General features: G+C 71.7%; 21 protein-coding genes. 10 read left to right on the top strand and 11 right to left on the bottom strand.

Annotated features, from left to right (window positions below; all coding sequences use genetic code 11):
* Positions 1 to 27: 27 nt before the first annotated feature.
* The gene (locus tag ABTX60_RS10135; protein WP_352096626.1) at positions 28 to 2,508 is read right to left on the bottom strand and encodes a ThuA domain-containing protein; all 2,481 of its coding nucleotides are present in this window, start codon (positions 2,506 to 2,508) and stop codon (positions 28 to 30) included.
* A gap of 189 nt (positions 2,509 to 2,697) precedes the next feature.
* On the opposite strand from ABTX60_RS10135, the gene ABTX60_RS10130 reads away from it, so the two are divergent.
* Both ABTX60_RS10130 and ABTX60_RS10125 read left to right on the top strand, forming a co-directional pair.
* Positions 2,698 to 3,675: a multicopper oxidase domain-containing protein gene (locus ABTX60_RS10130; protein ID WP_352096625.1), complete on the top strand. Its 978-nt coding sequence runs from the start codon at positions 2,698 to 2,700 to the stop codon at positions 3,673 to 3,675.
* Positions 3,676 to 3,767: 92 nt separating this feature from the next.
* A complete protein-coding gene (locus tag ABTX60_RS10125; RefSeq protein ID WP_352096624.1) occupies positions 3,768 to 4,805 on the top strand; it encodes a LacI family DNA-binding transcriptional regulator in 1,038 nt (345 codons plus the stop codon).
* Positions 4,806 to 4,856: 51 nt separating this feature from the next.
* Here ABTX60_RS10125 and ABTX60_RS10120 read toward each other — a convergent pair whose 3' ends face one another.
* Positions 4,857 to 5,642 (bottom strand): VOC family protein, encoded by a 786-nt coding sequence (locus ABTX60_RS10120; protein WP_352096623.1) that lies wholly within the window; start codon positions 5,640 to 5,642, stop codon positions 4,857 to 4,859.
* A gap of 212 nt (positions 5,643 to 5,854) precedes the next feature.
* Here ABTX60_RS10120 and ABTX60_RS10115 point away from each other — a divergent pair, with 212 nt between their 5' ends.
* Complete coding sequence (locus tag ABTX60_RS10115; protein ID WP_352096622.1) at positions 5,855 to 6,100, top strand: WhiB family transcriptional regulator; 246 nt, start codon at positions 5,855 to 5,857, stop codon at positions 6,098 to 6,100.
* A gap of 110 nt (positions 6,101 to 6,210) precedes the next feature.
* On the opposite strand, the gene ABTX60_RS10110 is transcribed toward ABTX60_RS10115, so the two are convergent.
* The 5 genes from ABTX60_RS10110 to ABTX60_RS10090 form a co-directional block, all read right to left on the bottom strand.
* Positions 6,211 to 7,188: an acyl-ACP desaturase gene (locus ABTX60_RS10110; RefSeq protein ID WP_352096621.1), complete on the bottom strand. Its 978-nt coding sequence runs from the start codon at positions 7,186 to 7,188 to the stop codon at positions 6,211 to 6,213.
* A 189-nt stretch (positions 7,189 to 7,377) separates the two neighbouring features.
* Positions 7,378 to 8,154 (bottom strand): dimethylargininase, encoded by a 777-nt coding sequence (gene ddaH / locus ABTX60_RS10105; RefSeq protein ID WP_352096620.1) that lies wholly within the window; start codon positions 8,152 to 8,154, stop codon positions 7,378 to 7,380.
* Between the two features lie 309 nt (positions 8,155 to 8,463).
* Positions 8,464 to 10,896 carry an Orn/Lys/Arg family decarboxylase gene (locus ABTX60_RS10100; RefSeq protein WP_352096619.1) on the bottom strand — a complete coding sequence of 811 codons (2,433 nt, stop codon included), beginning with the start codon at positions 10,894 to 10,896 and terminating at the stop codon, positions 8,464 to 8,466.
* Positions 10,897 to 11,067: 171 nt separating this feature from the next.
* Entirely contained in the window at positions 11,068 to 13,344 is a 2,277-nt protein-coding gene (locus ABTX60_RS10095) for an ATP-binding cassette domain-containing protein (RefSeq protein WP_352096618.1), read from the bottom strand.
* Positions 13,345 to 13,354: 10 nt separating this feature from the next.
* Positions 13,355 to 14,980, bottom strand: coding sequence for an ABC-F family ATP-binding cassette domain-containing protein (locus tag ABTX60_RS10090; RefSeq protein WP_352096617.1), 1,626 nt, complete (start codon positions 14,978 to 14,980; stop codon positions 13,355 to 13,357).
* A gap of 309 nt (positions 14,981 to 15,289) precedes the next feature.
* Between ABTX60_RS10090 and ABTX60_RS10085 the strand changes: the two genes are divergently transcribed.
* Complete coding sequence (locus tag ABTX60_RS10085; RefSeq protein WP_352096616.1) at positions 15,290 to 15,934, top strand: GOLPH3/VPS74 family protein; 645 nt, start codon at positions 15,290 to 15,292, stop codon at positions 15,932 to 15,934.
* 135 nt (positions 15,935 to 16,069) lie between these two features.
* Here the strand turns inward: ABTX60_RS10085 and ssgD are convergent, their stop codons facing one another.
* Positions 16,070 to 16,486, bottom strand: coding sequence for a spore wall synthesis regulator SsgD (gene ssgD / locus ABTX60_RS10080; RefSeq protein ID WP_352096615.1), 417 nt, complete (start codon positions 16,484 to 16,486; stop codon positions 16,070 to 16,072).
* A gap of 294 nt (positions 16,487 to 16,780) precedes the next feature.
* Here ssgD and ABTX60_RS10075 point away from each other — a divergent pair, with 294 nt between their 5' ends.
* Together ABTX60_RS10075 and ABTX60_RS10070 are read left to right on the top strand one after the other, a co-directional pair.
* A complete protein-coding gene (locus tag ABTX60_RS10075) occupies positions 16,781 to 17,824 on the top strand; it encodes a WD40/YVTN/BNR-like repeat-containing protein (RefSeq protein ID WP_352096614.1) in 1,044 nt (347 codons plus the stop codon).
* Positions 17,825 to 17,894: 70 nt separating this feature from the next.
* On the top strand, positions 17,895 to 18,218 hold the full coding sequence (locus ABTX60_RS10070; RefSeq protein ID WP_352096613.1) for a plasmid stabilization protein: 324 nt from the start codon (positions 17,895 to 17,897) through the stop codon (positions 18,216 to 18,218).
* A gap of 10 nt (positions 18,219 to 18,228) precedes the next feature.
* On the opposite strand, the gene ABTX60_RS10065 is transcribed toward ABTX60_RS10070, so the two are convergent.
* Positions 18,229 to 18,522 (bottom strand): YciI family protein, encoded by a 294-nt coding sequence (locus tag ABTX60_RS10065; protein WP_352096612.1) that lies wholly within the window; start codon positions 18,520 to 18,522, stop codon positions 18,229 to 18,231.
* Between the two features lie 61 nt (positions 18,523 to 18,583).
* On the opposite strand from ABTX60_RS10065, the gene ABTX60_RS10060 reads away from it, so the two are divergent.
* The gene (locus tag ABTX60_RS10060; RefSeq protein WP_352096611.1) at positions 18,584 to 19,276 is read left to right on the top strand and encodes an endonuclease V; all 693 of its coding nucleotides are present in this window, start codon (positions 18,584 to 18,586) and stop codon (positions 19,274 to 19,276) included.
* Here ABTX60_RS10060 and ABTX60_RS10055 read toward each other — a convergent pair.
* Complete coding sequence (locus ABTX60_RS10055) at positions 19,264 to 19,458, bottom strand: hypothetical protein (RefSeq protein WP_352096610.1); 195 nt, start codon at positions 19,456 to 19,458, stop codon at positions 19,264 to 19,266. The two genes, ABTX60_RS10060 and ABTX60_RS10055, sit on opposite strands and share 13 nt — an antisense overlap.
* Before the next feature lie 178 nt (positions 19,459 to 19,636).
* On the opposite strand from ABTX60_RS10055, the gene mmpA reads away from it, so the two are divergent.
* On the top strand, positions 19,637 to 19,783 hold the full coding sequence (gene mmpA, locus ABTX60_RS10050; RefSeq protein ID WP_170320889.1) for a morphogenic membrane protein MmpA: 147 nt from the start codon (positions 19,637 to 19,639) through the stop codon (positions 19,781 to 19,783).
* Between the two features lie 16 nt (positions 19,784 to 19,799).
* Here mmpA and ABTX60_RS10045 read toward each other — a convergent pair whose 3' ends face one another.
* A complete protein-coding gene (locus ABTX60_RS10045; protein ID WP_352096609.1) occupies positions 19,800 to 20,978 on the bottom strand; it encodes a saccharopine dehydrogenase family protein in 1,179 nt (392 codons plus the stop codon).
* Between the two features lie 91 nt (positions 20,979 to 21,069).
* Here ABTX60_RS10045 and ABTX60_RS10040 point away from each other — a divergent pair, with 91 nt between their 5' ends.
* Positions 21,070 to 21,450: an MmcQ/YjbR family DNA-binding protein gene (locus tag ABTX60_RS10040; RefSeq protein WP_352096608.1), complete on the top strand. Its 381-nt coding sequence runs from the start codon at positions 21,070 to 21,072 to the stop codon at positions 21,448 to 21,450.
* Positions 21,451 to 21,559: 109 nt separating this feature from the next.
* The gene (locus tag ABTX60_RS10035; RefSeq protein ID WP_352096607.1) at positions 21,560 to 22,705 is read left to right on the top strand and encodes a CaiB/BaiF CoA transferase family protein; all 1,146 of its coding nucleotides are present in this window, start codon (positions 21,560 to 21,562) and stop codon (positions 22,703 to 22,705) included.
* The last annotated feature ends 7 nt before the right edge of the window (positions 22,706 to 22,712 follow it).

Here is a 22,712-nt window from a genome sequence, read left to right as displayed (position 1 = left end):
GGACGGCCCAGATTCTTCGCTGCCCGGTCACTCGGTCCCCCTCGCCAGCTGCCCCGCGGCCGGCGTGGGCCCGCCGCCCTTGTAAGTGACCCGCCACAGCGCCGACTTGGAGTCCGAGGTGAAGAAGCCGCGCCCGTAGTCGAGGACGTACAGCGCACCGTCCGGACCGAACTTCCAGTCCATCAGGTTCCTGATGCCGTCGTTGCCGACCGGCACGATCTTCTTCAGCGACTCCGCGTGCACCGGAAGACCGCCGTCGCCTTGCGTCCTCGGGTCCATGAGCACCGCGTTGCGCGGCTGGTCGGCGTCGTAGAAGTCACCGACGAACCACTTGCCGTCCCAGTACGCCGGCCACTTGACGGCGCTGTCGGCCGCGACCGTGCCGTACCGGTAGACCGGCCCGTTCATCGCGGCCTGCCCGCCGCCCTTCAGCCAGGGGAGCCGGTACGTGGCCTCAGCCGGCTTGTACGACGGCACACCGCTCGCGTCCCGCGGGTAGTCCGGGCCGCCTCCCGAGGGCGAGTACCAAATGTTGTTGCCGGTCACCGGCGGCAGGTTGACCAGGCCGTCGTTGTTCGGCGACTCGTTCTTCGGGTGGTCGCAGTCGTACCAGCCCAGCGGCTTGGACGGATCCGGCAGGTTGCGGTCCCGGTAGGGCTGTTTGTTGCCCATGCAGTACGGCCAGCCGCGGTTGCCCGCCTCGGTGATGGCGGCGAAGGTGTCGTACTTGGCCGGGCCCCAGGTCGTCGAGGGCGCACTGGCGTCCGGGCCGACCCAGCCCGCGTACAGCACGTCGGTGGACGTGTCGACGGAGATGCGCGCCGGGTTGCGGACGCCCATCACATAGATCTCGCCGCGCGTCTTGCCACCGCCCTCGTCGGGCTCCTTGCCGGTGAAGAGGTTGCCTTCGGGGAGCGTGTAGGTGCCGTCCGGCTCGGGGTGGATGCGCAGGATCTTGCCGTTGAGGTTGTTGGTGTTGCCGGCGGTGCGGCGCGCGTCCGCGAAGGAGACGCCCTTGTAGTTCGGCTGCGGGTTGTTGCCCGAGTAACCTCCGCTGAAGCCGCTGGAGTTGTTGTCACCGGTGGCGATGTACAGGTTGCCCCTGGAGTCCCAGGCCATCCCGCCGCCCGCGTGGCAGCAGCTGTGGATCTGCACCGGCCACTTCAGCAGCACCTTCTCGCTGGACAGGTCGAGCTTGTTCGTGGTCCGGTCGAGCGTGAACCGGGAGACCCGCCGCTCCGCCATCCGCGTCTCGCGGTTGATCCGCGCGTGTGGCGTGTAGTGCAGGTACACCCAGCCGTTCTGCGCGAAGGCCGGGTCCAGCTCGATGCCGAGCAGCCCCTCCTCGACCTTGACCAGTTCGTCGCCGCCCCCCTTGTTGCCGAAGACGGTGAGCGCCCCGGCCAGGGTGACCTGCTTGGTCTTGGGGTCGTAGACGTGGATCTCGCCCTTGCCCTTGCCGATGTCGGGGTTGTTCCAGTCCGTGATCACGGGCTGCGAGGAGTCGGCGCCGCCTCGCCCGATGTAGAAGACCCGGCCGTCGGGCGCGGTGACCATCCCGTGCGGCTCGCCGATCTGGTCGTTCCGGCCCGGCTGGTTGGGCTTGGTCAGCCGCTCCGCCGCGTAGTTGGCGTTGATGGTGGCCTTGCAGTCGGCCTGCTCCAGACGGGTCGTCCACATCAGCGCACCGCGCAGATGGTCACGGAAGTCGGTCTCGTCGTACGACGAGACAGTCCCGCCCATGCCCGTGTAGAAGGACCGCCCGCCGTCGTAGTCCCGGCACCAGCTGACCGGGTGGTCCCAGCCGTTGGAGCCCGATCCCGGCTGGTACGTCGACTCGCGGACCCGGGCCACCGTGTGCACGTCGCCCGACGGGTTCTTCGCCCAGTTGAGCCACCGGTCCGGGCGCTTCCACTGCACCGGCAGGTCCTTGGTGGCGGGGTGGGTGCGGTCGCCGACCTCGACGGTCGCCCGCTGCACGGTCGTGGGGCTCGACGCGGCCGGGCGGGCACCCACCAGTCCGGTGAACCAGTCCGAGTACGGCTCCGCGCGGGCCGCGTCGTGGATGCCGACGAATCCGCCGCCGGCCTCCATGTACGTCTCCAGGCCCGCCTCCTGCTCCGCGTCGAGGACATCGCCCCCGCCGGTCAGGAACACGATCGCGTTGAAGCGGCCGAGCCGGGCCTCGTCGGTGAAGACCGAGGCGTCATCGGTGGCCTGGACCTTGAAGCGGCGGTTCGCCGGCCCCGACAGGCCGATGTCCTCGATGGCCTCGATCCCGGCGTTCACGACCGGCGACTCCTCCCCGGCCGCCGCGGAACCGTGGAAGATCAGCACCCGTACATTCGCGCCGCCCGGCGGCGACTTGATCGACATCGTTGTCAGCGGGGGTTCCGGAAAGGGGCGCGCGTTCGCGGCGGGACCCGACAGCAGCCCGGCGGTCACGACCCCGGCGGCGAGGGACGCCGCCCCGACGCGTCTTGACTTGCTCAACCCTCGTAAGTGCATGGGCACCTCCTCGGTCACAGCAACACCGCCAAGGAAGCTAAACCCCTTTGCATGTCCCGCCAATACCTATGACCGGTATGGCGCCAACTTTGTCTTGAGTGTGGATAAACGGGTGCGCGGCCGGTACCGTCTCACAGGTTCATCACAGGTACGCCTCCGTAAAAGCCTTACCAGGGTGGGGAGTTCCGCATGGACAGACGCAGCTTCAACCGGCGGGTCCTGCTGAGCGGTGCGGCCGTCGCGACGTCGCTGACCGTGGCGCCGGAGGCCGTGAGCGCCGCAGGGCCCGCGAGGACGGCTCCCGCCGGGGGTGAGGTGAAGCGCATCAAGCTCTACGCCGAGAAGCTCGCCGACGGGCAGATGGGCTATGGCCTGGAGAAGGGCAAGGCGAGCGTTCCGGGGCCGCTGATCGAACTCAACGAAGGCGACACGCTGCACGTCGACTTCGAGAACACCATGGACGTGGCGGTGAGCCTGCACGTCCACGGCCTGGACTACGAGATCACCAGCGACGGCACGAAACTGAACCGCAGTCACGTCGAGCCGGGCGGCACCCGCACCTACACCTGGCGCACCCACGCCCCGGGCCGCCGCAAGGACGGCACCTGGCGCTCGGGCAGCGCGGGTTACTGGCACTACCACGACCACGTCGTCGGGACGGAACACGGCACCGTGGGGTTGCAGAAGGGCCTCTTCGGCGCGGTCGTCGTCCGCCGCAAAGGCGATGTCCTGCCCGACCGCACGCACACCGTCGTCTTCAACGACATGCGCATCAACAACAGGCCGCCGCACTCGGGGCCGGACTTCGAGGCCACGGTGGGCGATCGCGTCGAGTTCGTCGTGATCACGCACGGCGAGTTCTACCACACGTTCCACATGCACGGTCATCGCTGGGCGGACAACCGCACCGGCATGCTGACCGGTCCCGACGACCCCAGCCAGGTCATCGACAACAAGATCACGGGGCCGGCGGACTCCTTCGGCTTCCATGTGATCGCGGGGGAGGGGGTCGGCGCCGGCGCCTGGATGTACCACTGCCACGTCCAGAGCCACTCCGACATGGGAATGGTCGGACTGTTCCTGGTGAAGAAGCCGGACGGGACCATTCCGGGGTACGAGCCGCACGAGCACGCTCAGGAGCCGCCCGGCGGCGGCCACGAGCACTGACGGCAGCTCGCTCCGCCGAGCACACGAGAGCGCTCTCACCACGCCGCGTCCCGGGGCTATCCTGATCCGCAGCCGCAGGTGAGGAGCCCGAAGTGACCGACACAGCGCCGCGTCCCACCCTGGAGGCCGTGGCCGCCCGGGCCGGTGTCTCGCGGGCGACCGTGTCCCGCGTGGTCAACGGCGGGGACGGCGTGCGGGACGTCCTCGTGGAGAGGGTCCGCAAGGCCGTGGAGGAACTCGGGTACGTGCCCAACCAGGCCGCCCGCGCCCTGGTGACCCGGCGCCACGACGCGGTCGCGGTCGTCGTCGCCGAACCGGAGACCCGGGTCTTCGCCGACCCGTTCTTCGCGCTCCAGCTGCGCGGCATCAGCAAGGAGCTCACCGCCCACGACAACCAGCTCGTGCTGCTGCTCACGGAGGGCAGGGACGACCATGCCCGGGTCGGCCGCTACCTCGCCGGCGGGCATGTCGACGGCGCCCTCGTCTTCTCCCTGCACCTGGACGACCCGCTGCCGGAGCTGATCCAGCGGGCCGGTGTCCCCACCGTCTTCGGCGGACGGCCCGGCTGGAGCGGCGACCGGCGCGACGTGGTCTACGTCGACAGCGACAACCGCGGTGGCGCCCGCGACGCCGTACGGCACCTGGCAGGGCTCGGCCGCACCCGGATCGCGCACATCACCGGCCCCCTCGACCAGACCTCCGCCGCGGACCGCCTCGACGGCTACCGGGACGTGATGGTGGACACCGACCCGCGGCTGATCGCCGAGGCCGACTTCACCCCGGCCGGCGGTGAGCGGGCGATGCGCGAGCTCCTGGAGCGCTGCCCGGACGTGGACGCGGTGTTCGCCGGCAACGACCTCATGGCCTCCGGCGCGCTGCGCGTCCTGCGCGCGTCGGGCCGCCGCGTCCCCGACGACGTGGCCGTGATCGGCTTCGACGACATGCGGCCCGTCGCGGAACAGACCGACCCGCCGCTCACGACGGTCCGTCAGGACATCGAGGAGATGGGCCGCCTGATGGCCCGCCTGCTGCTGCGCGGCCTCGACCGGGGCGCCCCGCGTGAGGGCGTCGGGGCGCCCCCGTCGAGCGTGGTACTGCCGACGACGCTGGTGCGGCGCGGGTCGGCGTAGGGCCGGGGCCCACGCCGCCGGGGCGATCCGGCCGGCCTGCCCCGGTCCGCCTCAGCCCTGCCGTGGTTCGCTGTGGATCACCGCGAAGCGGGCGCCGTAGGGGTCGGCGAGTTTGGCGAGGCGCCCGACGGACGGCAGGTCGGTGGCCGGGAGGCGGACCGTGCCGCCCAGCTCCTCGGCCCTGGCGACGACGGCGTCCGGGTCGGCGACCTCGAAGTACGGCAGCCAGTGCGCTTCGTTCTCCGCCGGGTCGTCGGCCAGGGGCACGACCCCGCCGAACATGGCGTCCTCGCTCTGTCCGGCGGGGTGGAACGTGGTGTACGTGCCGCCTGCGAAGTCGGCGCCGAAGGTCTCCAGACCCAGCACGGAGTGGTAGAAGGCCGCCGCGGCCGGGACGTCCGCCGTGTACAGCTCGACCCAGCAGAGGGAGCCGTGCTCCTGGACGACCTCCAGGCCCTTGTTGCGGCCCGGCTGCCACAGCCCGAAGGGCACCCCGGCCTGGTCGGCGAGAATCGCCATCCGGCCCAGGTCCTGCACGTCCATCGGCTGCACCGGCACCGCGCCGTGCGCCTCCTCGGCCGCCCGGGCCGTGGCGTCCGCGTCCGGCGCCTGGAAGTACACCGTCCAGGACGGCGGGCCCTGCTCCGGAGTGGTCTGCATGCCCCCGGCGGCCGTCCTGCCGCCGAGCTGGAACAGGCCGTACCCTCCGACCTCCGGGCCGCCCGGCTGGAACCGCCAGCCGAACAGTCCGCCGTAGAAGGCGGCGGCGCCGTCGATGTCGGGGGTGCCGAGATCGATCCAGTTCGGAGCGCCGGTGACAAAACGGGTGGTGAGCATCGTCGCCCTCCTCGCACAGGGGCCGTTCTCCGCACACTGCCGAGTCTCGCACCGCCCGGTGACGGCCGCCGCCGGAACGCCGCCGCCGGTGTTCGCGCGCGCCGCCGTGCGTCTTCCGGCCCGGTGGGCGATCATCGAGCGGCCGGGAGGGGCGAACGCGGTGTTGATCCCGCGTTGATCGAACGTTTTTCGCCGCCCGCGACGCTCTCGTCATGCACCTCGACACCATCACCCCGCCCGAACTCGGATGGCAGCAAGAGGCGTTGTGCGCGCAGACGGGGGCGGACTTCTTCTTCCCCGAGCCGGGCAGTTCGGTGCGGGAGGCGAAACGGATCTGCGGTATGTGCCCGATCCGGGCGGCCTGCCTGGCGTACGCGCTGGAGCACGACGAGCGCTTCGGCGTCTGGGGCGGTCTTTCGGAGAAGGAGCGGCTTCAGCTGCGGCGGGTGCCGCGATAGCCGTCACGGGAACGGGGCCTCCCGGTTCCGCGCTGTTCGCCGCCGGTATCGCACAAGGCCCCGGCCGCTCGTGGCGGCCGGGGCCTTGGGGCCGTGCGTGCGGGTCGGCGTCAGGCGCCGGCCCGGGCGGCCATGCGCGCCTTGCGAGCGGCCAGCTTCTCGTCGAACTTCGACGCCTCGGAGTCCAGACCGCCCATGTACAGACCGAGCTCCTCCTGCGCCTTGCGGCCCTCGGGGCCCAGGCCGTCGATCTCCATGATCTTCAGGAAGCGCAGCACCGGCTGCAGCACGTCGTCGTGGTGGATGCGCATGTTGTAGATCTCGCCGATCGCCATCTGCGCGGCGGCCCGCTCGAAGCCGGGCATGCCGTGGCCGGGCATCCGGAAGTTCACGATGACGTCGCGCACCGCCATCATCGTCAGGTCGGGGGCCAGCTCGAAGGCGGCCTTCAGCAGGTTCCGGTAGAAGACCATGTGCAGGTTCTCGTCGGTGGCGATGCGCGCCAGCATGCGGTCGCAGACCGGGTCCCCGGACTGGTGGCCGGTGTTGCGGTGCGAGACACGGGTCGCGAGCTCCTGGAAGGCCACGTAGGCGACCGAGTGCAGCATCGAGTGACGGTTGTCCGACTCGAAGCCCTCGCTCATGTGGGACATCCGGAACTCCTCCAGCTTGTCCGGGTCCACCGCGCGGGAGGTGAGCAGGTAGTCGCGCATCACGATGCCGTGCCGGCCCTCCTCCGCGGTCCAGCGGTGCACCCAGGTGCCCCAGGCGCCGTCGCGGCCGAACAGCGAGGCGATCTCGTGGTGGTAGCTGGGGAGGTTGTCCTCGGTGAGAAGGTTGACGACGAGCGCGATGCGTCCGATCTCGGTGACCTTGGACTGCTCCTTCTCCCAGGCTTCGCCGTCCTCGAAGACACCGGGGAAGTTGCGGCCGTCGGTCCACGGCACGTACTCGTGCGGCATCCAGTCCTTGGCGACCTTCAGATGCCGGTTGAGCTCCTTCTCGACCACTTCCTCCAGGGCGTACAGCAGCTGGGCGTCGGTCCAGGCGCCGGCCGGGCTGCCGAGGTGGGGAGTGGTGATCGTCATGGACTCTCCAGGGGACAAACGTACGAGCGGTGAGCAGTAAACCTACGGCATCGTAGGCTACGTCTCCGTAGGTTACGAAGCCGTAGGTTAAGGGTGCTGTAAAGGCCGCTGATCAGCAGGGTCGCCCCGGTGATGCGTCAGCCCCCCGGACCCGCAGGTCGAGGGGCCGGACGGGGACACGCGGGCCGCTCAGACGTACAGCTCCCGCAGCCGTACCGAGAGGCACGTCACACACCCCTCGAGCTTCTCGAACTCGCTGATGTCCACGACGACCGGTTCGTACCCGAGGTCGGCGAACAGTTCGGCGGTCTTCGGCGCGCTCGCCGCCATCAGCAGCTTGTCGCCGCCGAGCAGGACCACGTGTGAACCCGCCTCCTCCGGGACCGGCAGGAAGCGCGCGAACAGCGACGGCGTGTCCATCTTCGGGATGTGCCCGATGACCGTGCCGTCCGGCAGCGCCGTGACCGCCGACTTCAGGTGCAGCACCTTGCTGACCGGAGCGGAGACGACCCGCGCGCCGAGCGGCTCGAACGCGGCGCGCAGCTGCCGGACGCCGGCGGCGTTGGTGCGGCCGCCCCGGCCCACGTAGACCGTGTCGCCGATCTTCAGGACGTCTCCGCCCTCCAGGGTGCCCGGCTCCCAGATCCAGTTCACCGAGCAGCCCAGACCGGCCACGGCCTCCTCCACCCCGGCGGTCTCCTCCCGCCGGGACTCGGCGCCCGGCCGCGCGATCAGGGCCACGTTCTTGTACATCACGACCGTGTCCTCGACGAACACCGAGTCGGGGCAGTCGTCGGCCGGGTCCACCTCGATGGTCTCCCAGCCGTGCGTGCGCAGGGCCTCCACGTACGCCTCCCACTGCTCGACGGCGAGGCCGGCGTCGACCTTCTCCCGCTCGATGTGGGTCACCAGCCCTTCGGCGAGACGCGGACCGGGGCGGCGGACGAGGGCCTTCTTGCTGGGCACGAGCGTGACTCCGTATCGGATGGGACGGTCGGGACCGCACCGACGGAGCCTCCGGGATCGACCGGAACCCATCGGGCGTCGGCCGACCATCATGCAGGGCGAACGAGGGCGAGGACAGCCCCGGGGAGGGCCGGAGCGGGTGGAGGGGCCGAGCCACCGCCCGCCGGGTACCCGCCGAGCGCCAGGCGCAACTCGACCCGCCGCCCCCCGGCCTGCTCCGCCCCTGCAGTGCGGCGGTCCGTCGCGTTTTCCAGTCCAGTCCAGCCCAGCCCACCCGCTTCGCCCGGCGCCCCGGCCGCGTTCCTCGGCTCAGCCCACCGACCCGGCCCCCTCTCGCCCTCGTCGCTGCGCCGGCGTCGCCGCACCGGCGGTGGTCTTCCGCTGCTCGTCCGGACGCAGGCACTCGATCAGGTATTCACCGGTGTCGGGGTCGCGGGTCACCCCGTGGGTCTCGCTGCCGAAGCCGGGGAAGTGGCGGTCGAAGGACTCCAGGGCGCCGAGGTAGCGCAGGAGGGGACCGTCCGCGTCTCCGGTGCTCTCGCCCGGCATGAGGACCGGGATGCCGGGTGGGGTCACCGTGACCATCGCCGCGGCGACCCGTCCCGGCGCGTCCGCCAGGCGGACCCGCTCCGTGCCACCCCGGATCAGACGCTGGTAGCACAGCTGCGGTGGGGCGACCGGCTCGGGCAGATCCCGGAAGGCGGTGTCGAGCAGTTCGACCAGGCGGGCCGCGCGCAGATGGTCGTGCATCTCCTGGCACAGATCGCGCAGGGTCAGCCCGCTGTAGCGCGGGTGCTCCGCCACCAGCGCGGGCAGCACACGGTCGAGCGGGGCGTCACCGTCGTAGAGGTCCTTGAAGTCCATGAGGGCGTCCAGCAGGGTGCCCCACTTGCCCTTGGTGATGCCCATCGAGAACAGCACCAGCGTGGTGTAGCTGTCGGTCTTCTCGACGACGATGCCGCGCGTCGTCAGATAGGCGGTGAGCACCCGGGCCGGGATGCCCCGGTCGGACATCTGCCCGGTCGCGTCCAGCCCCGGGCAGGTCAGGGTGACCTTGATCGGGTCGAGCATGCAGTAGCCGTCGGTCAGCCCGGGGAAGCCGTGCCAGTCCGCGCCGGGCGCGAGGTGCCAGCAGGACGGCTCGGTGCGCAGCAGGTCGGCCGGTGCCTCGTCGAAGGGCAGGCGTTTCCCGCTCGCGGGGTCCGTCACCTCGTCCGGCTGCCATACCCCGAAGAACCACGGCGGCCGGTCACCCGCCGCCTCGATCCGCCGCCCGATCCGCACCATCTCCTGGCGGAACCGGATCGCCTCGGTCACCGCCTCGTCGACCAGCCACTGTCCCTGCGGACCGTCCATCATGGCCGTCGCGACGTCCAGCGAGGCGATCATCGGGTACAGCGGCGACGTGGTCCCGTGCATCATCAGTGCCTCGTTGAACCGGTCGTGCTCGACCGGTGCCCGCGGTGCCGGCCTGACGTGCACCATGGCTCCCTGCGACAGGGCCGCCAGCAGTTTGTGGGTGGACTGGGTCGCGAACACCGTCGGCCGGTCGGGGCCGGGGAAGGCCTCCTCGTCCACCGACATGCCGTAGCGCCCGGCGTAGAGCGGATGGAAGCGGGCGTAGGCGAACCACGCCTCGTCGAAGTGCAGCCGCGGCGTGGCCGTGGCGAACGCCCGGGCCGCCGCCACAGCGTCGTAACACAAGCCGTCGTACGTGGAGTTGGTGAACACCGCGTACTGGGCGCGCGAGGAGACGGCGTCCGAGGTCAGTGGATTCGCGGCGATCCGCGCGGCCACCGAGTCCGCCGCGGTCTCGGCGGGCGGCAAGGGGCCGGCGAGGCCGTAGCCGTTGCGGGTGGGGACCAGGTACACCGGGCGCGCGCCGGAGACGACCAGGCCGTGCAGGACGGACTTGTGGCAGTTGCGGTCGACCAGGGCGATCTCGTCGCGGGTCACGCTGAAGTGTCCGACCAGGCGGTTGCAGGTGGAGTCGCCGTGCAGGACGAAGTAGGTGTGCGCGGAGCCGAAGACCCGCGCGGCGTTGCGCTCCGCCTCGCCGATCGGCCCGGTGTGCTCGAACAGCGAGCCGAGCTCCTCCACCGAGATCGACAGGTCGCTGCGCAGCAGCCGCTCCCCGAAGTACGCGTGGAACACCCGGCCCACGGGCGACTTGAGGAAGGCGACACCGCCGGAGTGCGCGGGTGTGTGCCACGAGTACTCGTGCGCGTCGTCGAAGCGCCGCAGCGCCTTGAAGAAGGGCGGGAGCAGCGCGTCCTGGTAGGCGCGCGCGGCGGTGGTGATCCGCCCCGCGATGAACGCCGGCGTGTCCTCCAGCGGCCACACGTAGCCCACCACCGACTGGGACACCCACAGCGGCAGCTCGCACAGCCCCTCGTCCGCCATGACCAGGAACACCGGCAGGTCCTGGAACCGGCGCCCGATCCGGCGCAGCACCGTCGCACCGCCCGGTCCGCCCCCGGCTCCCGCTTCGCCCCCGCCCTCGGCTCCGGCACGTGCTCCGCCCCGGCCCCCCGCTCCGGGCGGAAGGTCCCAGGCGACCACCGCGGCGGCCAGCCCGGCCTCGGTCCGCAGCACCGCGTCGGCGTCGGCGACGCTCACCACCCACCGGACCTGTAAGCCGCGCGCCCGGATTCCCTCGGCGATGCACGTCAACTGCTCCGCGGCGGCACCCCCGTCGTCCGGATGCTCCGCCACCGCCACCAGAACCGTGCCGTCGGCCATGCCGTTCCGCCTCCCCGGTGGCCCGCGCCACCCCCCTCCAGTGTTCGCGGGCCCCGCACGCGTGATCGGCCGGTACCGGGCCAAACCACTCCATCGATCCAACGCCCGGGCCGCGCGTTGACGCTCGGTCCGGCACCCGGACCGCTCATCGACGCTCGGCGTGGCTCCGGCTCACCGGCGGTGCCGCACCGCCCGCCGCAGATGCTCGCCGGTGAACGAGCCCTCGGCCTCCAGCAGTTGCCGGGGTGTCCCCTCGAAGACGATCTCACCGCCGTCCCTGCCGCCGCCCGGGCCGAGGTCGATCACCCAGTCCGCCCGGGCGACCACGTCCAGGTTGTGCTCGACCACGACGACCGTGTTGCCTCCGTCGACGAGCCGGTCCAGCAGGGCGACGAGCCCCTCCACGTCCGCCATGTGCAGACCGGTCGTGGGTTCGTCGAGCACGTAGACCGCCCCGGTCCGGTGCAGCCGGGTGGCCAGCTTGATGCGCTGCCGCTCGCCCCCGGAGAGAGTGGAGAGGGGTTGGCCGAGCGTCAGGTACGTGAGGCCCACGTCCCGCAGGGCACGCAGCCGGCGCCGTACGCCCGGGTCGTCGAAGAAGCCCAGCGCCTGCTCGGCCGTCATCTCCAGGACGTCCGCGACGGAACTGCCCCGCACGGTCAGCCGCAGCACCTCCTCCTTGAAGCGCCGCCCCTCGCAGGCGTGGCAGGTCGTCGTCACCGGGTCCATGAAGGCCAGGTCGGTGTAGAGGAGACCCCGGCCCTCGCAGCTGCCGCAGGCCCCGAGGGAGTTGAAGCTGAAGAGACCCGCCTCGGCCCCCGTCTCGCGGGCGAAGATTTTGCGTACGGTGTCCATGACCCCCAGGTACGTCGCGGGGGTGGACCGGCCCGAGATGCCGATCGACGACTGGTCGACGACCACGGCCTCGTCGTGCGCCGCGGTGAACTCCCCGGCCAGGGTGCTCTTCCCGGACCCGGCGACCCCGGTCACCGCCGTGAGCACACCGGCCGGGAAACGTACGGTCACGTCCCGCAGGTTGTGCCGGCGGGCGCCCTTGACCCACAGCTGTCCGACGGGCTCCCGCACTTCGGCCTTGACCGTCGTACGGCGGCGCAGGCACCGCCCGGTGAGTGTGCCGGACGCCGCCAGCTCCTCCGGCGTCCCTTCGAACACCACCGTGCCGCCCCCGGCACCGGCGCCCGGCCCCATGTCGACGACGTGATCGGCCAGCGCGATGACGTCCGGGTCGTGCTCGACGACCAGCACGGTGTTGCCCTTGTCGCGCAACCGCAGCAGCAGGTCGCCGAGACGGCCCACGTCCCGCGGGTGCAGGCCGACGCTCGGCTCGTCGAAGATGTACGTCATGCCGGTCAGGCTGGAACCGAGGTGCCGCACTGTCTTCAGCCGCTGCCCCTCCCCGCCGCTGAGCGTGGCGGTCTCCCGGTCGAGGCTGAGATAGCCGAGGCCGATCGCCTCGATGCGCTCCAGCGCGGCCACGGCGGCGGAGGCGATCGGCCCCGCCACCGGGTCGTCGATCTCCTTCAGGGCGATGATCAGATCCGTGACCTGCATGCGGGTGCAGTCGGCGATCGACCGGCCGTTGACGCGGGTCGCGAGCGCCGCGGCGTTCAGACGGGCCCCGCGGCAGACCGGGCAGGCGCCCTCCACCAGGAACGCGCGGACCAGGTCCCGGGTCTTCTCGCTCATCGCGGACAGGTCCCGCTTCAGGTACAGCCGCTCGAAGCGGACGGCCAGCCCCTCGTACTCGGTGGTCCAGGTGCCGCCGCTGCCGTTGACGGTGACCGTGCTGCCCGGCCGCCCGCGCATCAGGAACTCGCGTTCGGCGGCGGTGAACCGCCCCACCGGTTTGTGCGGGTCGAGGTCGGTGCTGTTGGTGTACGCCTGCCCCTGCCAGGTACCGGCGGCGAACGGCGGGAAGCGGACCGCCCCGTCCGCGAGGGAGCGGCCCGGGTCGAGGATCCGGTCCCAGTCGGGCCGCACCGTCCGGCCGAGGCCGTCGCACTCGGGACACATGCCCGACGGGTCGTTGAACGAGTACGCCGTCGCCGGTCCGGCACTCGGGACGCCGTGCCGGGAGAACAGCACCCGGATCACCGAGTAGACGTCCGTCATGGTGCCGACGGTCGACCGGGAGTGGCCCCCGACCTGCCGCTGGTCGACGACGATCGCGGGGGTGAGGTCCTCCAGGCCGTCCGCGCGCGGCCGCTCGAACTTGGGCAGCCGGTTGCGGACGAACCAGGGGTAGGTCTCGTTCAGCTGGCGCTGCGACTCCACCGCGATCGTGTCGAAGACGACGGACGACTTCCCCGACCCCGAAACGCCGGTGAACACGGTCAGCCGGCCTTTCGGGATGCGGAGGGTGACGTCCTTGAGGTTGTTCTCGCGTGCTCCGGTCAGGGTGATGGCATCGTGTGCGAAGTCGGTCATGCCACCGACGCTAGGAGGAAATCCCGACAGCCTCTGGCGTGATTTCCCTGAGTTCTCCTTCCTCCAGCAGCAGCCAGCGCGTGATGCCGATCGACTCCAGGAACGGCAGGTCGTGACTGGCCACGACCAGCGCTCCCTCGTACGACTCCAGGGCCGTGGTGAGCTGCCGGACGCTCGCCATGTCCAGGTTGTTGGTCGGCTCGTCCAGCATGAGCAGCTGCGGCGCGGGCTCGGCCAGCATCAACGCTGCCAGCGCCGCGCGGAAGCGTTCGCCGCCGGACAGGGTCGCCGCCTTCTGGTCGGCGCGGGCGCCCCGGAACAGGAAGCGCGCCAGCCGCGCCCGGACCCGGTTGTTGGTGGCGCCCGGAGCGAACCGGGCCACGTTCTCGGCGACGGACAGCTCTCCGTCGAGGACGTCGAGCCGCTGCGGCAGGAACCGCAGCGGGACATGTGTCCGCACCTCGCCCGACTCCGGGGCGAGCTCCCCGGTGATCGTGCGCAGCAGCGTCGTCTTGCCCGCGCCGTTGCGCCCGACCAACGCGACCCGCTCGGGCCCGCGCAGCTCGAAACCGCCCTTCACCCGGGCGCCGTACCGCAGCCCGAGATCCTGGAGGGTGAGCACGGTCCGCCCCGGCGGCACGGCCGTGTACGGCAGGTCGACGCGGATCTCGTCGTCGTCCCGTACGGCCTCCACCGCCTCGTCGAGCCGCTCCCGGGCCTCGGCGAGCTTCTCCTCGTGCATGATGCGGTGTTTGCCCGCGGACTCCTGCGCCGCGCGCTTGCGCGCCCCCATGACGATCTTCGGCTCACGCTTCTGGTCCCACATCTTCTGTCCGTACCGCTTGCGGCGGGCCAGCTTGACCTGGGCGTCGACCAGTTCGCGCTTCTGCTTGCGGAAGTCGGACTCGGCGACGCGCACCATACGCTCCGCCGCCTCCTGTTCGATCTCCAGTGCCTCCTCGTAGGCCGAGTAGTTACCGCCGTACCAGGTGATCTCGCCGGAACGAAGATCGGCGATCTGGTCGACGAGGTCCAGCAGTTCGCGGTCGTGGCTGACGACGATCATCACGCCGGGCCAGGACTGGACGGCCGCGTACAGCCGCCTGCGGGCGTACAGGTCGAGGTTGTTGGTCGGCTCGTCCAGCAGCAGCACGTCGGGCCGGCGCAGCAGCAGTGCGGCCAGGCGCAGCAGGACCGACTCGCCGCCGGACACCTCGCCGACGGTGCGGTCCAGCTCGACGTGACCCAGGCCGAGTTCGCCGAGCGTGGCCAGGGCGCGCTCCTCGACGTCCCAGTCGTCGCCCACGGTCTCGAAATGCGACTCGGAGACGTCGCCCGACTCGATGGCGTGCAGGGCGGCGCGCTGTGCGGCGATGCCGAGAGCCTCGTCCACGCGCAGGGCGGTGTCGAGCGTGACGTTCTGCGGGAGGTATCCGATGTCGCCGGCCACGCGGACGGTGCCGTCGACCGGTGCGAGTTCACCGGCGATCAGCTTCAACAGGGTTGATTTCCCGGACCCGTTGACGCCGACCAGGCCGGTCCGGCCGGGGCCGAACGCGACGTCCAGTCCCTCGAAGACGGGACTGCCGTCGGGCCAGGAGAACGCAAGGGACGTAACGGTGATGGAAGTGGACATGGGGCCTCACTCGCGGTTGCTCGAAGCGGTCAGGGGCAAACGCGTGTCGAGACACCTGCGACCAGGGGGAGGAGGATCCATGGGCACGTCACGGACATGAAAAATGCCCTGCACCGGGAGGACGACTCGAACGCCGAGGTCACACGCAGCGCACATCACAGAGGGATGTGACGCGGTGTCTCAGGACCTCAGACGAGCAACGTCCTTCTCCAATCGGCGGCAACAGGACTTGTACACCGTACGAAGGCGCTGTGGACCTGTCAACGCATTAACGCGCAACCTGATCTTCCAGCTTCGAGGAGGCCTCCCGTGCCGCACGGCCCGCTCTCGCTGCCGGCCCGGCTCTGCCTGCTGGCCTGGGACGCCGCACGCCCCGCGGCCGGCCGCACCGCCCTGCGGCCCGGCCTGGTGCGGGCCGGTGCCCTCGTCGAGCTGGCCCAGCGCGGGCTGCTGACCGACGTGGACGGGATCGCCACGCCGGTGGACCTGGACGTGAGCGCGGGCGACCCGGTCCTCGACGGGCTGCTGGACCTCGTCCGCGAGTCGTGTCCGCACCCCTGGCGGACCTGGGTGACGCTGCGGGCGCGGGTCACCTCCGACGCCGTGCGGGAGCAGCTGGTGGCCGAGGGCTACCTCCGGGCGGAGAAGCGCCGGGTGCTCGGAGTCTTCCCGTCCGTGGAGTACGCGCTGGAGCGTGCGGCCGCCGTGGCGGCGCTGCGCGAGGAGACCCGGCGGGTCCTTCGGGGGCCGCTGCCCGCCGCCGGGATCTCGGAGCGCGACGCGGCGGTCGCCCTCCTCGCCGCCGCCGCGGACCTCTTCGGCGAAAGCACTCCCGAACAGCGCACCCGGGAACTCACCGAACGGGCCGGAGCGGCGACGCCCGGACAGGGGAGCATCGTCCGCGAGGTGAGCAGGGCGGTGACCGCGGGGAGGGCGGGGGCGGCCTCGCCCTGACTCCGGCCGCCTGCGCCCTGGTCCGCCGGGCCAGGAGGGAGCCGCTGGACCGGGGAACCCACGGGGGGCGCGGGCGCCGGCCGACGCACTCGGCCACGGCGATGGCGGCGCCCCGTCCGGCCCGCGCCCGTCAGCTCAGCAGGCGTCCCGCATCAGCTCGGCGAGACCGTGGTCCAGATCCAGCTGGAGGTGCTCCAGACCGACCGGCACGAGCTCGCTCGTGGCCTCGAGGAACCGGCGGATCTCGCTGGAGCGGACATGGACCACGGCGGTGCCCTCCGGGGCGTGGAACTCCAGCACCGTGCGGTCGTAGCCGTAGGGGCGCACGCGCACGTCGCCGTGCCCCTCGGAGCCCTTCTGGCCCGCCGCGAGCAGCTCGCGGGAGAAGGTCCAGCAGACCTCGACGCCCTCCAGCGTGGCCGGGGCGGGGAAGGTCATGCGGACCGCGAAAGGATCACGCCGGTCGTAGTGCAGCGTCGCGGGAATGCTCGGCATACGCGGCGCGGCGGCGACGAGGCGGGCCTCCACGGGCTGCTCGATGACGATGGACAACGCCTTGCTCCCTTGTGACGGCTGGACGGACACTTCCGGGCGGATGAGGCCGGGCACTGGAAGAGACGACGGAATCAGCCAATCCGTGCACACGAAAGGCGAGTGACCTCTGTCACCGCGTTCATGCACCAGAGTGACGTGACTCTCCTTGTGTGCCTCCAAGGGCACTTGTGGCGCCCACCGCACCTCCCGCGAGGCCATCTGGACGGCACCCGGACGGCGGGCTAGCTTCCCGCCATGAGGCGCATGGGGAGCACGCGACGGACGGGACGGACACGAGGCAGGGCGACCGCTATGGCGGCCTGCGCGGCGGCACTGGCGGCCCTGACCGCCGTACCGGCGCAGGCACACGGGCCTGAGCACCGGCCGCCGCACTGGGAACTCAAGGACACCGGCACCCCGCAGGCGCGCTTCCGGGGCCTCGCCGCCGTCAGCCGGAACACCGCCTGGGTCGCCGGCACCGGCGGCACCGTGCTGCGCACCACCGACGGCGGGAAGAGCTGGCGGAACGTGTCGCCGCCCGGCGCGGGGGAGTTGCAGTTCCGCGACGTCGAGGCGTTCGACGCCCGCCGGGCCGTGGTGCTGGCCATCGGCGAGGGCGAGGCGTCCCGGGTCTACCGCACCGACGACGGCGGAGCGACGTGGACGGAGTCCTTCCGTAATCCCGACCCGAAGGCGTTCTACGACTGCCTCGCCTTCTTCGACCGCCGCCACGGTCTGGCGATGAGCGACCCGGTGGACGGGAGGTTCCGCATCCTGTCGACCGGCGACGGCGGCCGTACCTGGAAGGTGCTGCCCAACCAGGGCATGCCGACCGCGCAGGAGGGCGAGGCCGGGTTCGCGGCGAGCGGCCAGTGCCTGGTGACGTCCGGGACGAGGGACGTCTGGCTGGCCACCGGCGGGGCGGCACGTGCACGGGTCCTGCACTCCTCCGACCGCGGACGCACCTGGACGGCCACCGACTCGCCTCTCCCGGCGGGCGACCCCGCCCGGGGCGTCTTCGCGCTCGCCTTCCGCGACCGCACCCACGGTCTCGCCGTCGGCGGCGACTTCCGCCCCGACCAGCCGTCACCGCAGGCCGCCGCCCGCACCGCCGACAGCGGCCGTACCTGGCGCCCGGCCGCCGCACCCCCGCCCGCCTACCGCTCAGGCGTCGCCTGGCTCCCGCACAGCCGCACCGCCGCCGTCGCCGTCGGCCTCACCGGCACCGACCTCACCACGGACGCCGGCCGGACCTGGCGGACCGTGGACACGGGCTCCTACGACACCGTCGACTGCACCCCGGACTGGTGTTGGGCCGCCGGTGAGAAGGGCCGGGTTGCCCGCCTGGAGCACTGAGCATGCGGGGTGCCCTGATCGTTGGCAGGGTGGGTACTCGTTCACTGATCAGGAAAGGAAGTGAGCGGCAATGCCACGCGGTTCGAGCTCCAAGCGGGAGCGCCAGTACGAGCACATCAAGGACAGTGCGAAGGACCGGGGCGAAAGCACCGGCCGCGCCGAGGAGATCGCCGCCCGGACGGTGAACAAGGAACGCGCCCGCTCCGGCGAGTCGAAGACGGCCAGCCGCACCTCCACGAAGGACATGTCGTCCGGCAAGCGCGGTGGCCAGCGGTCGGGGCAGGGCTCCCAGGGCCCCACCTACGACCAGCTGTACCAGGAGGCCAAGCGCAAGGGCGTCGAGGGCCGTTCCAGCATGAACAAGAGCGAGTTGCAGCGCGCGCTGGGCAAGTGAGGCGGACGCCTCAGAGGGTCTCCCGGTAGGCCTCCAGCGTGGGTGCCGTCTTCGTCGCCGCGAACTCGGTGACGCGGTACGCGCACACGCCCGCGGTGACGAACGGGTCCTGCGCGGTGATCGCCTCGATTCGCGCGCGATCCTCCGCGACGGCGATGATCACCCCGCCGTCGCGGGGGTTCTTGCGCCCGGACGCGAGGAACACCCCCTGCCGGTACTGCTCGTCGAGCCAGTCCACGTGGTCCTTCAGCACGGCGTCGACGGCTTCCAGCGGGGCGGTGTACGTCAGCTCCAGCACGAACATGCCCGGGAGCCTACTCCCGGGCATCCGTGCGCCGCGGGGGAGCCCGTAGGCTCGGGCCACCATGACGACCGTACGCATCCCCGATGACTGGCCCGCCACCGAGGAACAGGCCCGCGCCGTCCAGGACGAACTGCGCGTCCGCGTGATCCTCGACGAACCGGGACCACCGCCCCGGACAGGCCGGGTGACGGGCGTGGACGTCGCGTACGACGACGAACGGGACGTCGTGGCGGCGGCGGCGGTCGTACTGGACGCGTCGAGTCTCGAGGTCGTCGCCGAGGCCACGGCCGTGGGCCGGGTCTCCTTCCCCTATGTGCCCGGGCTGCTCGCCTTCCGCGAGATCCCGACGGTCCTCGCCGCGCTCGAGGCGCTGCCCTGCCCGCCCGGCCTGGTCGTCTGCGACGGCTACGGCCTCGCTCACCCCCGCCGCTTCGGCCTGGCCAGCCACCTCGGCGTCCTGACCGGACTGCCCACGATCGGCGTCGCCAAGAACCCGTTCACCTTCACGTACGACGACCCGGACAGCCCGCGCGGCAGCACGGCCCCCCTGCTCGCCGGCTCCGAGGAGGTCGGCCGGGCCCTGCGTACCCGCGACGGTGTCAAGCCGGTCTTCGTCTCCGTCGGCCACCGGGTGACGCTGGACGACGCCTGCGCCCACACCCTCGCGCTGACCCCCGCCTACCGCCTCCCGGAGACCACCCGCAGGGCGGACGCGCTGTGCCGCGAGGCGCTCCGGGAGACCTACTCGGCCTGACCGTCCACCCGCCAGCGGCCCACCTCCCGGTACTCCGAGTCGTAAACCGCCGACTCGTCGCCGGGGGCGAGCGCGTAGTGGCGCAGATTGCCGGCCCAGTACCTGAGGATCCGGCCCAGCTCGCCCGCCGGGTCCTTCGCCAACGCCGCTTCGTCCAGGGAAACTTCCAGAAGGAATCTCATGCCTTCAAGGGTTTCATTGAACTCCTTGTTGGCACTTCTCGAACCGTTGCCGCAGGCGGAACGCCGAAAGTCTCAAGCGCGGGGAGAGGTGCGGGCCGGGCGGGCGAGCACATCTGAGTATCGGCCCTGAGTACCCGTACGGATGTCCGGGGGCGGCTGCGCCGACAGGCTGGGGCGCATGACAACGCACCGCGCCCCCAAGCCTGTTGCCGCCCCGACCCAGACCGTCGAGCGGGCCGTCACCATAGGGCTGATCCTCGCCGTTCTGGCCGGGCTCGGCTGGATCGCAGGGATGATCTACACCCTCGCCGAGTGGCCGCTGTAGGCCCCTCGGCGGGCCCTCAGCGGGTCGACGCGACGCGGAAGCGGATGCCCGCCGCGCGCAGCCGGCCGATCAGCGCGTCGCCCATCGCCACCGCCGTGGTGACCTGACCCGCCGTCTTCGGAAGGTCGTCGAAGGCCAGGCACAGCGCCGACTCGGCGAACATCTTGGCCGTCTCGTCGTAGCCGGGATCGCCGCCCGAGACCTCCGTGTACACCCGCGAGCCGCCGCCCTCGCCCACGAAACGCACGGAGAACCAGCTCTTCGCCCGCTTCTCGGGGCTCGGCCCGTCGCCGGGCTTGAGCCGGTCCGACAGCCAGCGCCGCGCGGGTGCCACCTGCGCCGCCGCGACCAGCGCGCCGACCGCCGCGACCCCGCCCACGGCGACGGGCAGGTGCCGCACGGCCGCGTACTGCCGGTAGCGGAAGTCGGGGCCGTACCGTTCGAGAGCCGCCGCCGAACGCCGCACGATCTGCGGGTCGATGGTCGGCATCGGCAGCGCCCACGCGCCGACCTCCTTGGCGAACCGCGGAGCGCCCACCGGTGCCGACGTCCGCCGGCCCACCAGCCGGGGCTCGTGCCGCCGCCGGTCCCGCGCGGCCGCCGCCATCTCCCGCTGTCGTGCGAACTGGCCCAGTGCGGAGGCGAAGGTGCCGCCGGAGAAGGCCGCGTCCGCCGTGACGAAGCCCTCCACGGTCAGCGGCACGTCCTCGGGCAGCTGCTGCACGGTGAAGTACACGCCCAGGTCGTGCGGGATCGAGTCGAAGCCGGCGGCGTGCACCAGCCGCGCCCCGGTCTCCCGCGCGCGTGCGTCGTGCCGGACGTACATCAGGTCCACGAACTCGGGCTCGCCGCAGAGGTCCAGGTAGTCGGTCCCGGCGTCCGCACACGCGGCGACGAGTTCCTCCCCGTACGTCACGTACGGGCCGACGGTCGTGGCCACGACGCGCGCCTGCCCCGCGAGGTCGCGCAGCGAGGCCGGGTCGCAGACGTCCGCCCGCAGCACCCCGATCTCCGCGTCGGCGGGCAGCCGCTCCCGCAGCCGTTCCAGCTTCTGCGCGCTGCGGCCCGCGATGGCCCAGCGCAGCCCCTCAGGCGCGTGGGCGGCCAGGTACTCCGCGGTGAGCGCCCCGGCGAAACTGGTCGCTCCGAAGAGCACGATGTCGTACGAACGGTCCGTTCCGCTTTGCCTGCTCATGACACCCCTCGGTCGTGCAGCCCGTGCCGCTGTCGGTGGCCGAGGCTAGCGTGAGGAGTGCGGAGCCCGACGACGAGCCCGGAGGACCATGATGGCCGTGCCCAGGAATGCCCTGAAGAAGTGGGAGAAAGTGCGCGCGTTCGCACTGGGGCTGCCGGATGCCGTCGAGGAGTTCCCCTGGGGCGAGTCCGTCGCGAAGGTCAACAAGAAGGTGTTCGTCTTCCTCGGGGTCGTGGACGGCGGTTACCCCTTGGGGGTGACGGTGAAGCTCACCGACGAGACGGCGCACGCCCACGCGCTGGCCTGCCCCGGCGCCGAGCCTGCCGGGTACGGCCTTGGCAAGGCGGGCTGGGTGTACATCCCCCTGGAGCAGCGGGGCGCCCCGGCCGCGGAGGTGCTCTGCGACTGGGTGGAGGAGAGCTACCGCGTCATCGCCCCGAAGCGGCTGATAGCCGCGCTGGACGGGACCTGACCTCCTCCGGCAGATTGCTAAGCGCTTGCTCGTTCAGGTCTTGTGCCGAGTGGAACACGTTCTTAGCATCACTGGTGTTACATCAGTTGTGTCACAGCATGGGGGCTGGATGACCACGGCAAGGACGCCAGGACACGGCCCGCTCGGCGGCGTGCGCGTCGTCGAGCTGGCCGGCATCGGGCCCGGCCCGTTCGCCGCCATGCTCCTGGCCGACCTCGGGGCCGACGTCGTGCGCGTGGACCGCCCGGGCGGCCCCGGACTCGGGATCGACCCGGCGTTCGACGTCACCAACCGCAACAAGCGCTCGGTGGTCGTCGACCTGAAGTCACCCGAGGGCCGGGAACAGGTGCTCGACCTCGCGGCCCGTGCCGACGTCCTGGTCGAGGGCTACCGCCCCGGCGTCGCCGAACGCCTCGGCGTGGGCCCCGAGCCCTGCCACGCCCGCAACCCGCGTCTCGTCTACGGCCGGATGACCGGCTGGGGCCAGGACGGCCCGCTCGCCCGGCGCGCCGGGCACGACATCGCGTACATCGCCCCCACGGGCACCCTCGGCATGATCGGCAGGCCGCAGGAGGCGCCAACGGCCCCGGCCAACCTGCTCGGCGACTACGCGGGCGGCTCCCTCTACCTCGTCGTCGGTGTCCTCGCCGCCCTCCACCACGCCCGCGCGACCGGCACCGGCCAGGTCGTCGACGCCGCCATCGTCGACGGGACGGCCCACCTCACCACGATGATCCACGGGATGCTCGCCGCCGGCGGCTGGCAGGACCGCCGCGGCGGCAACCTCCTGGACGGCGGCTGCCCCTACTACGGGACCTACGAGACGGCCGACGGCCGGTACATGGCCGTCGGAGCCCTTGAACCGCAGTTCTACGCCGAGTTCCTCGGCCTCCTCGGCGTCGACGACCGGGCCGAGGCCCGCACGGACGTCACCCGATGGGACGAACTGCGCGAAGAGATCGCCGTCCGCTTCAAAACGCGGACGAGGGACGAGTGGACGGCCGTCTTCGACGGCTCCGACGCCTGTGTGGCGCCCGTGCTGTCGCTGCGCGAGGCCCCGCACCACCCGCACCTGGCCGCCCGCGGCACCTTCACCGACCACGGCGGCATCACCCAGCCCGCCCCGGCCCCCCGCTTCTCCGCGACCCCGACCTCCGTCCGCACGGGCCCGGCCCGGCCGGGCGCCGACACGGCGGACGTCGCCCGGGACTGGGACGTCCCCGGGCTGCTCCCGTCGTCCCGCACCCCTCAGTGAAAGGCCT

The organism is Streptomyces sp. NPDC126510, from assembly GCF_040302345.1.
GTDB lineage: Bacteria > Actinomycetota > Actinomycetes > Streptomycetales > Streptomycetaceae > Streptomyces.
This window is presented reverse-complemented; position numbering and strand designations above follow the sequence as displayed.

Excerpts from the sequence above, each read along its gene's own strand:
- ABTX60_RS10110 (WP_352096621.1), bottom strand. The coding sequence starts at position 7,188 with ATGACGATCACCACTCCCCACCTCGGCAGCCCGGCCGGCGCCTGGACC.
- ABTX60_RS10090 (WP_352096617.1), bottom strand. The coding sequence starts at position 14,980 with ATGTCCACTTCCATCACCGTTACGTCCCTTGCGTTCTCCTGGCCCGAC.
- ABTX60_RS10065 (WP_352096612.1), bottom strand. The coding sequence starts at position 18,522 with ATGTTCGTGCTGGAGCTGACGTACACCGCCCCGCTGGAAGCCGTCGAC.
- ABTX60_RS10115 (WP_352096622.1), top strand. The coding sequence starts at position 5,855 with ATGCACCTCGACACCATCACCCCGCCCGAACTCGGATGGCAGCAAGAG.
- ABTX60_RS10060 (WP_352096611.1), top strand. The coding sequence starts at position 18,584 with ATGACGACCGTACGCATCCCCGATGACTGGCCCGCCACCGAGGAACAG.
- ABTX60_RS10135 (WP_352096626.1), bottom strand. The coding sequence starts at position 2,508 with ATGCACTTACGAGGGTTGAGCAAGTCAAGACGCGTCGGGGCGGCGTCC.
- ABTX60_RS10040 (WP_352096608.1), top strand. The coding sequence starts at position 21,070 with ATGGCCGTGCCCAGGAATGCCCTGAAGAAGTGGGAGAAAGTGCGCGCG.
- ABTX60_RS10070 (WP_352096613.1), top strand. The coding sequence starts at position 17,895 with ATGCCACGCGGTTCGAGCTCCAAGCGGGAGCGCCAGTACGAGCACATC.
- ABTX60_RS10035 (WP_352096607.1), top strand. The coding sequence starts at position 21,560 with ATGACCACGGCAAGGACGCCAGGACACGGCCCGCTCGGCGGCGTGCGC.
- ABTX60_RS10120 (WP_352096623.1), bottom strand. The coding sequence starts at position 5,642 with ATGCTCACCACCCGTTTTGTCACCGGCGCTCCGAACTGGATCGATCTC.
- ABTX60_RS10095 (WP_352096618.1), bottom strand. The coding sequence starts at position 13,344 with ATGACCGACTTCGCACACGATGCCATCACCCTGACCGGAGCACGCGAG.
- ABTX60_RS10130 (WP_352096625.1), top strand. The coding sequence starts at position 2,698 with ATGGACAGACGCAGCTTCAACCGGCGGGTCCTGCTGAGCGGTGCGGCC.
- ABTX60_RS10055 (WP_352096610.1), bottom strand. The coding sequence starts at position 19,458 with ATGAGATTCCTTCTGGAAGTTTCCCTGGACGAAGCGGCGTTGGCGAAG.
- mmpA (WP_170320889.1), top strand. The coding sequence starts at position 19,637 with ATGACAACGCACCGCGCCCCCAAGCCTGTTGCCGCCCCGACCCAGACC.
- ABTX60_RS10100 (WP_352096619.1), bottom strand. The coding sequence starts at position 10,896 with ATGGCCGACGGCACGGTTCTGGTGGCGGTGGCGGAGCATCCGGACGAC.
- ABTX60_RS10075 (WP_352096614.1), top strand. The coding sequence starts at position 16,781 with ATGGCGGCCTGCGCGGCGGCACTGGCGGCCCTGACCGCCGTACCGGCG.
- ABTX60_RS10045 (WP_352096609.1), bottom strand. The coding sequence starts at position 20,978 with ATGAGCAGGCAAAGCGGAACGGACCGTTCGTACGACATCGTGCTCTTC.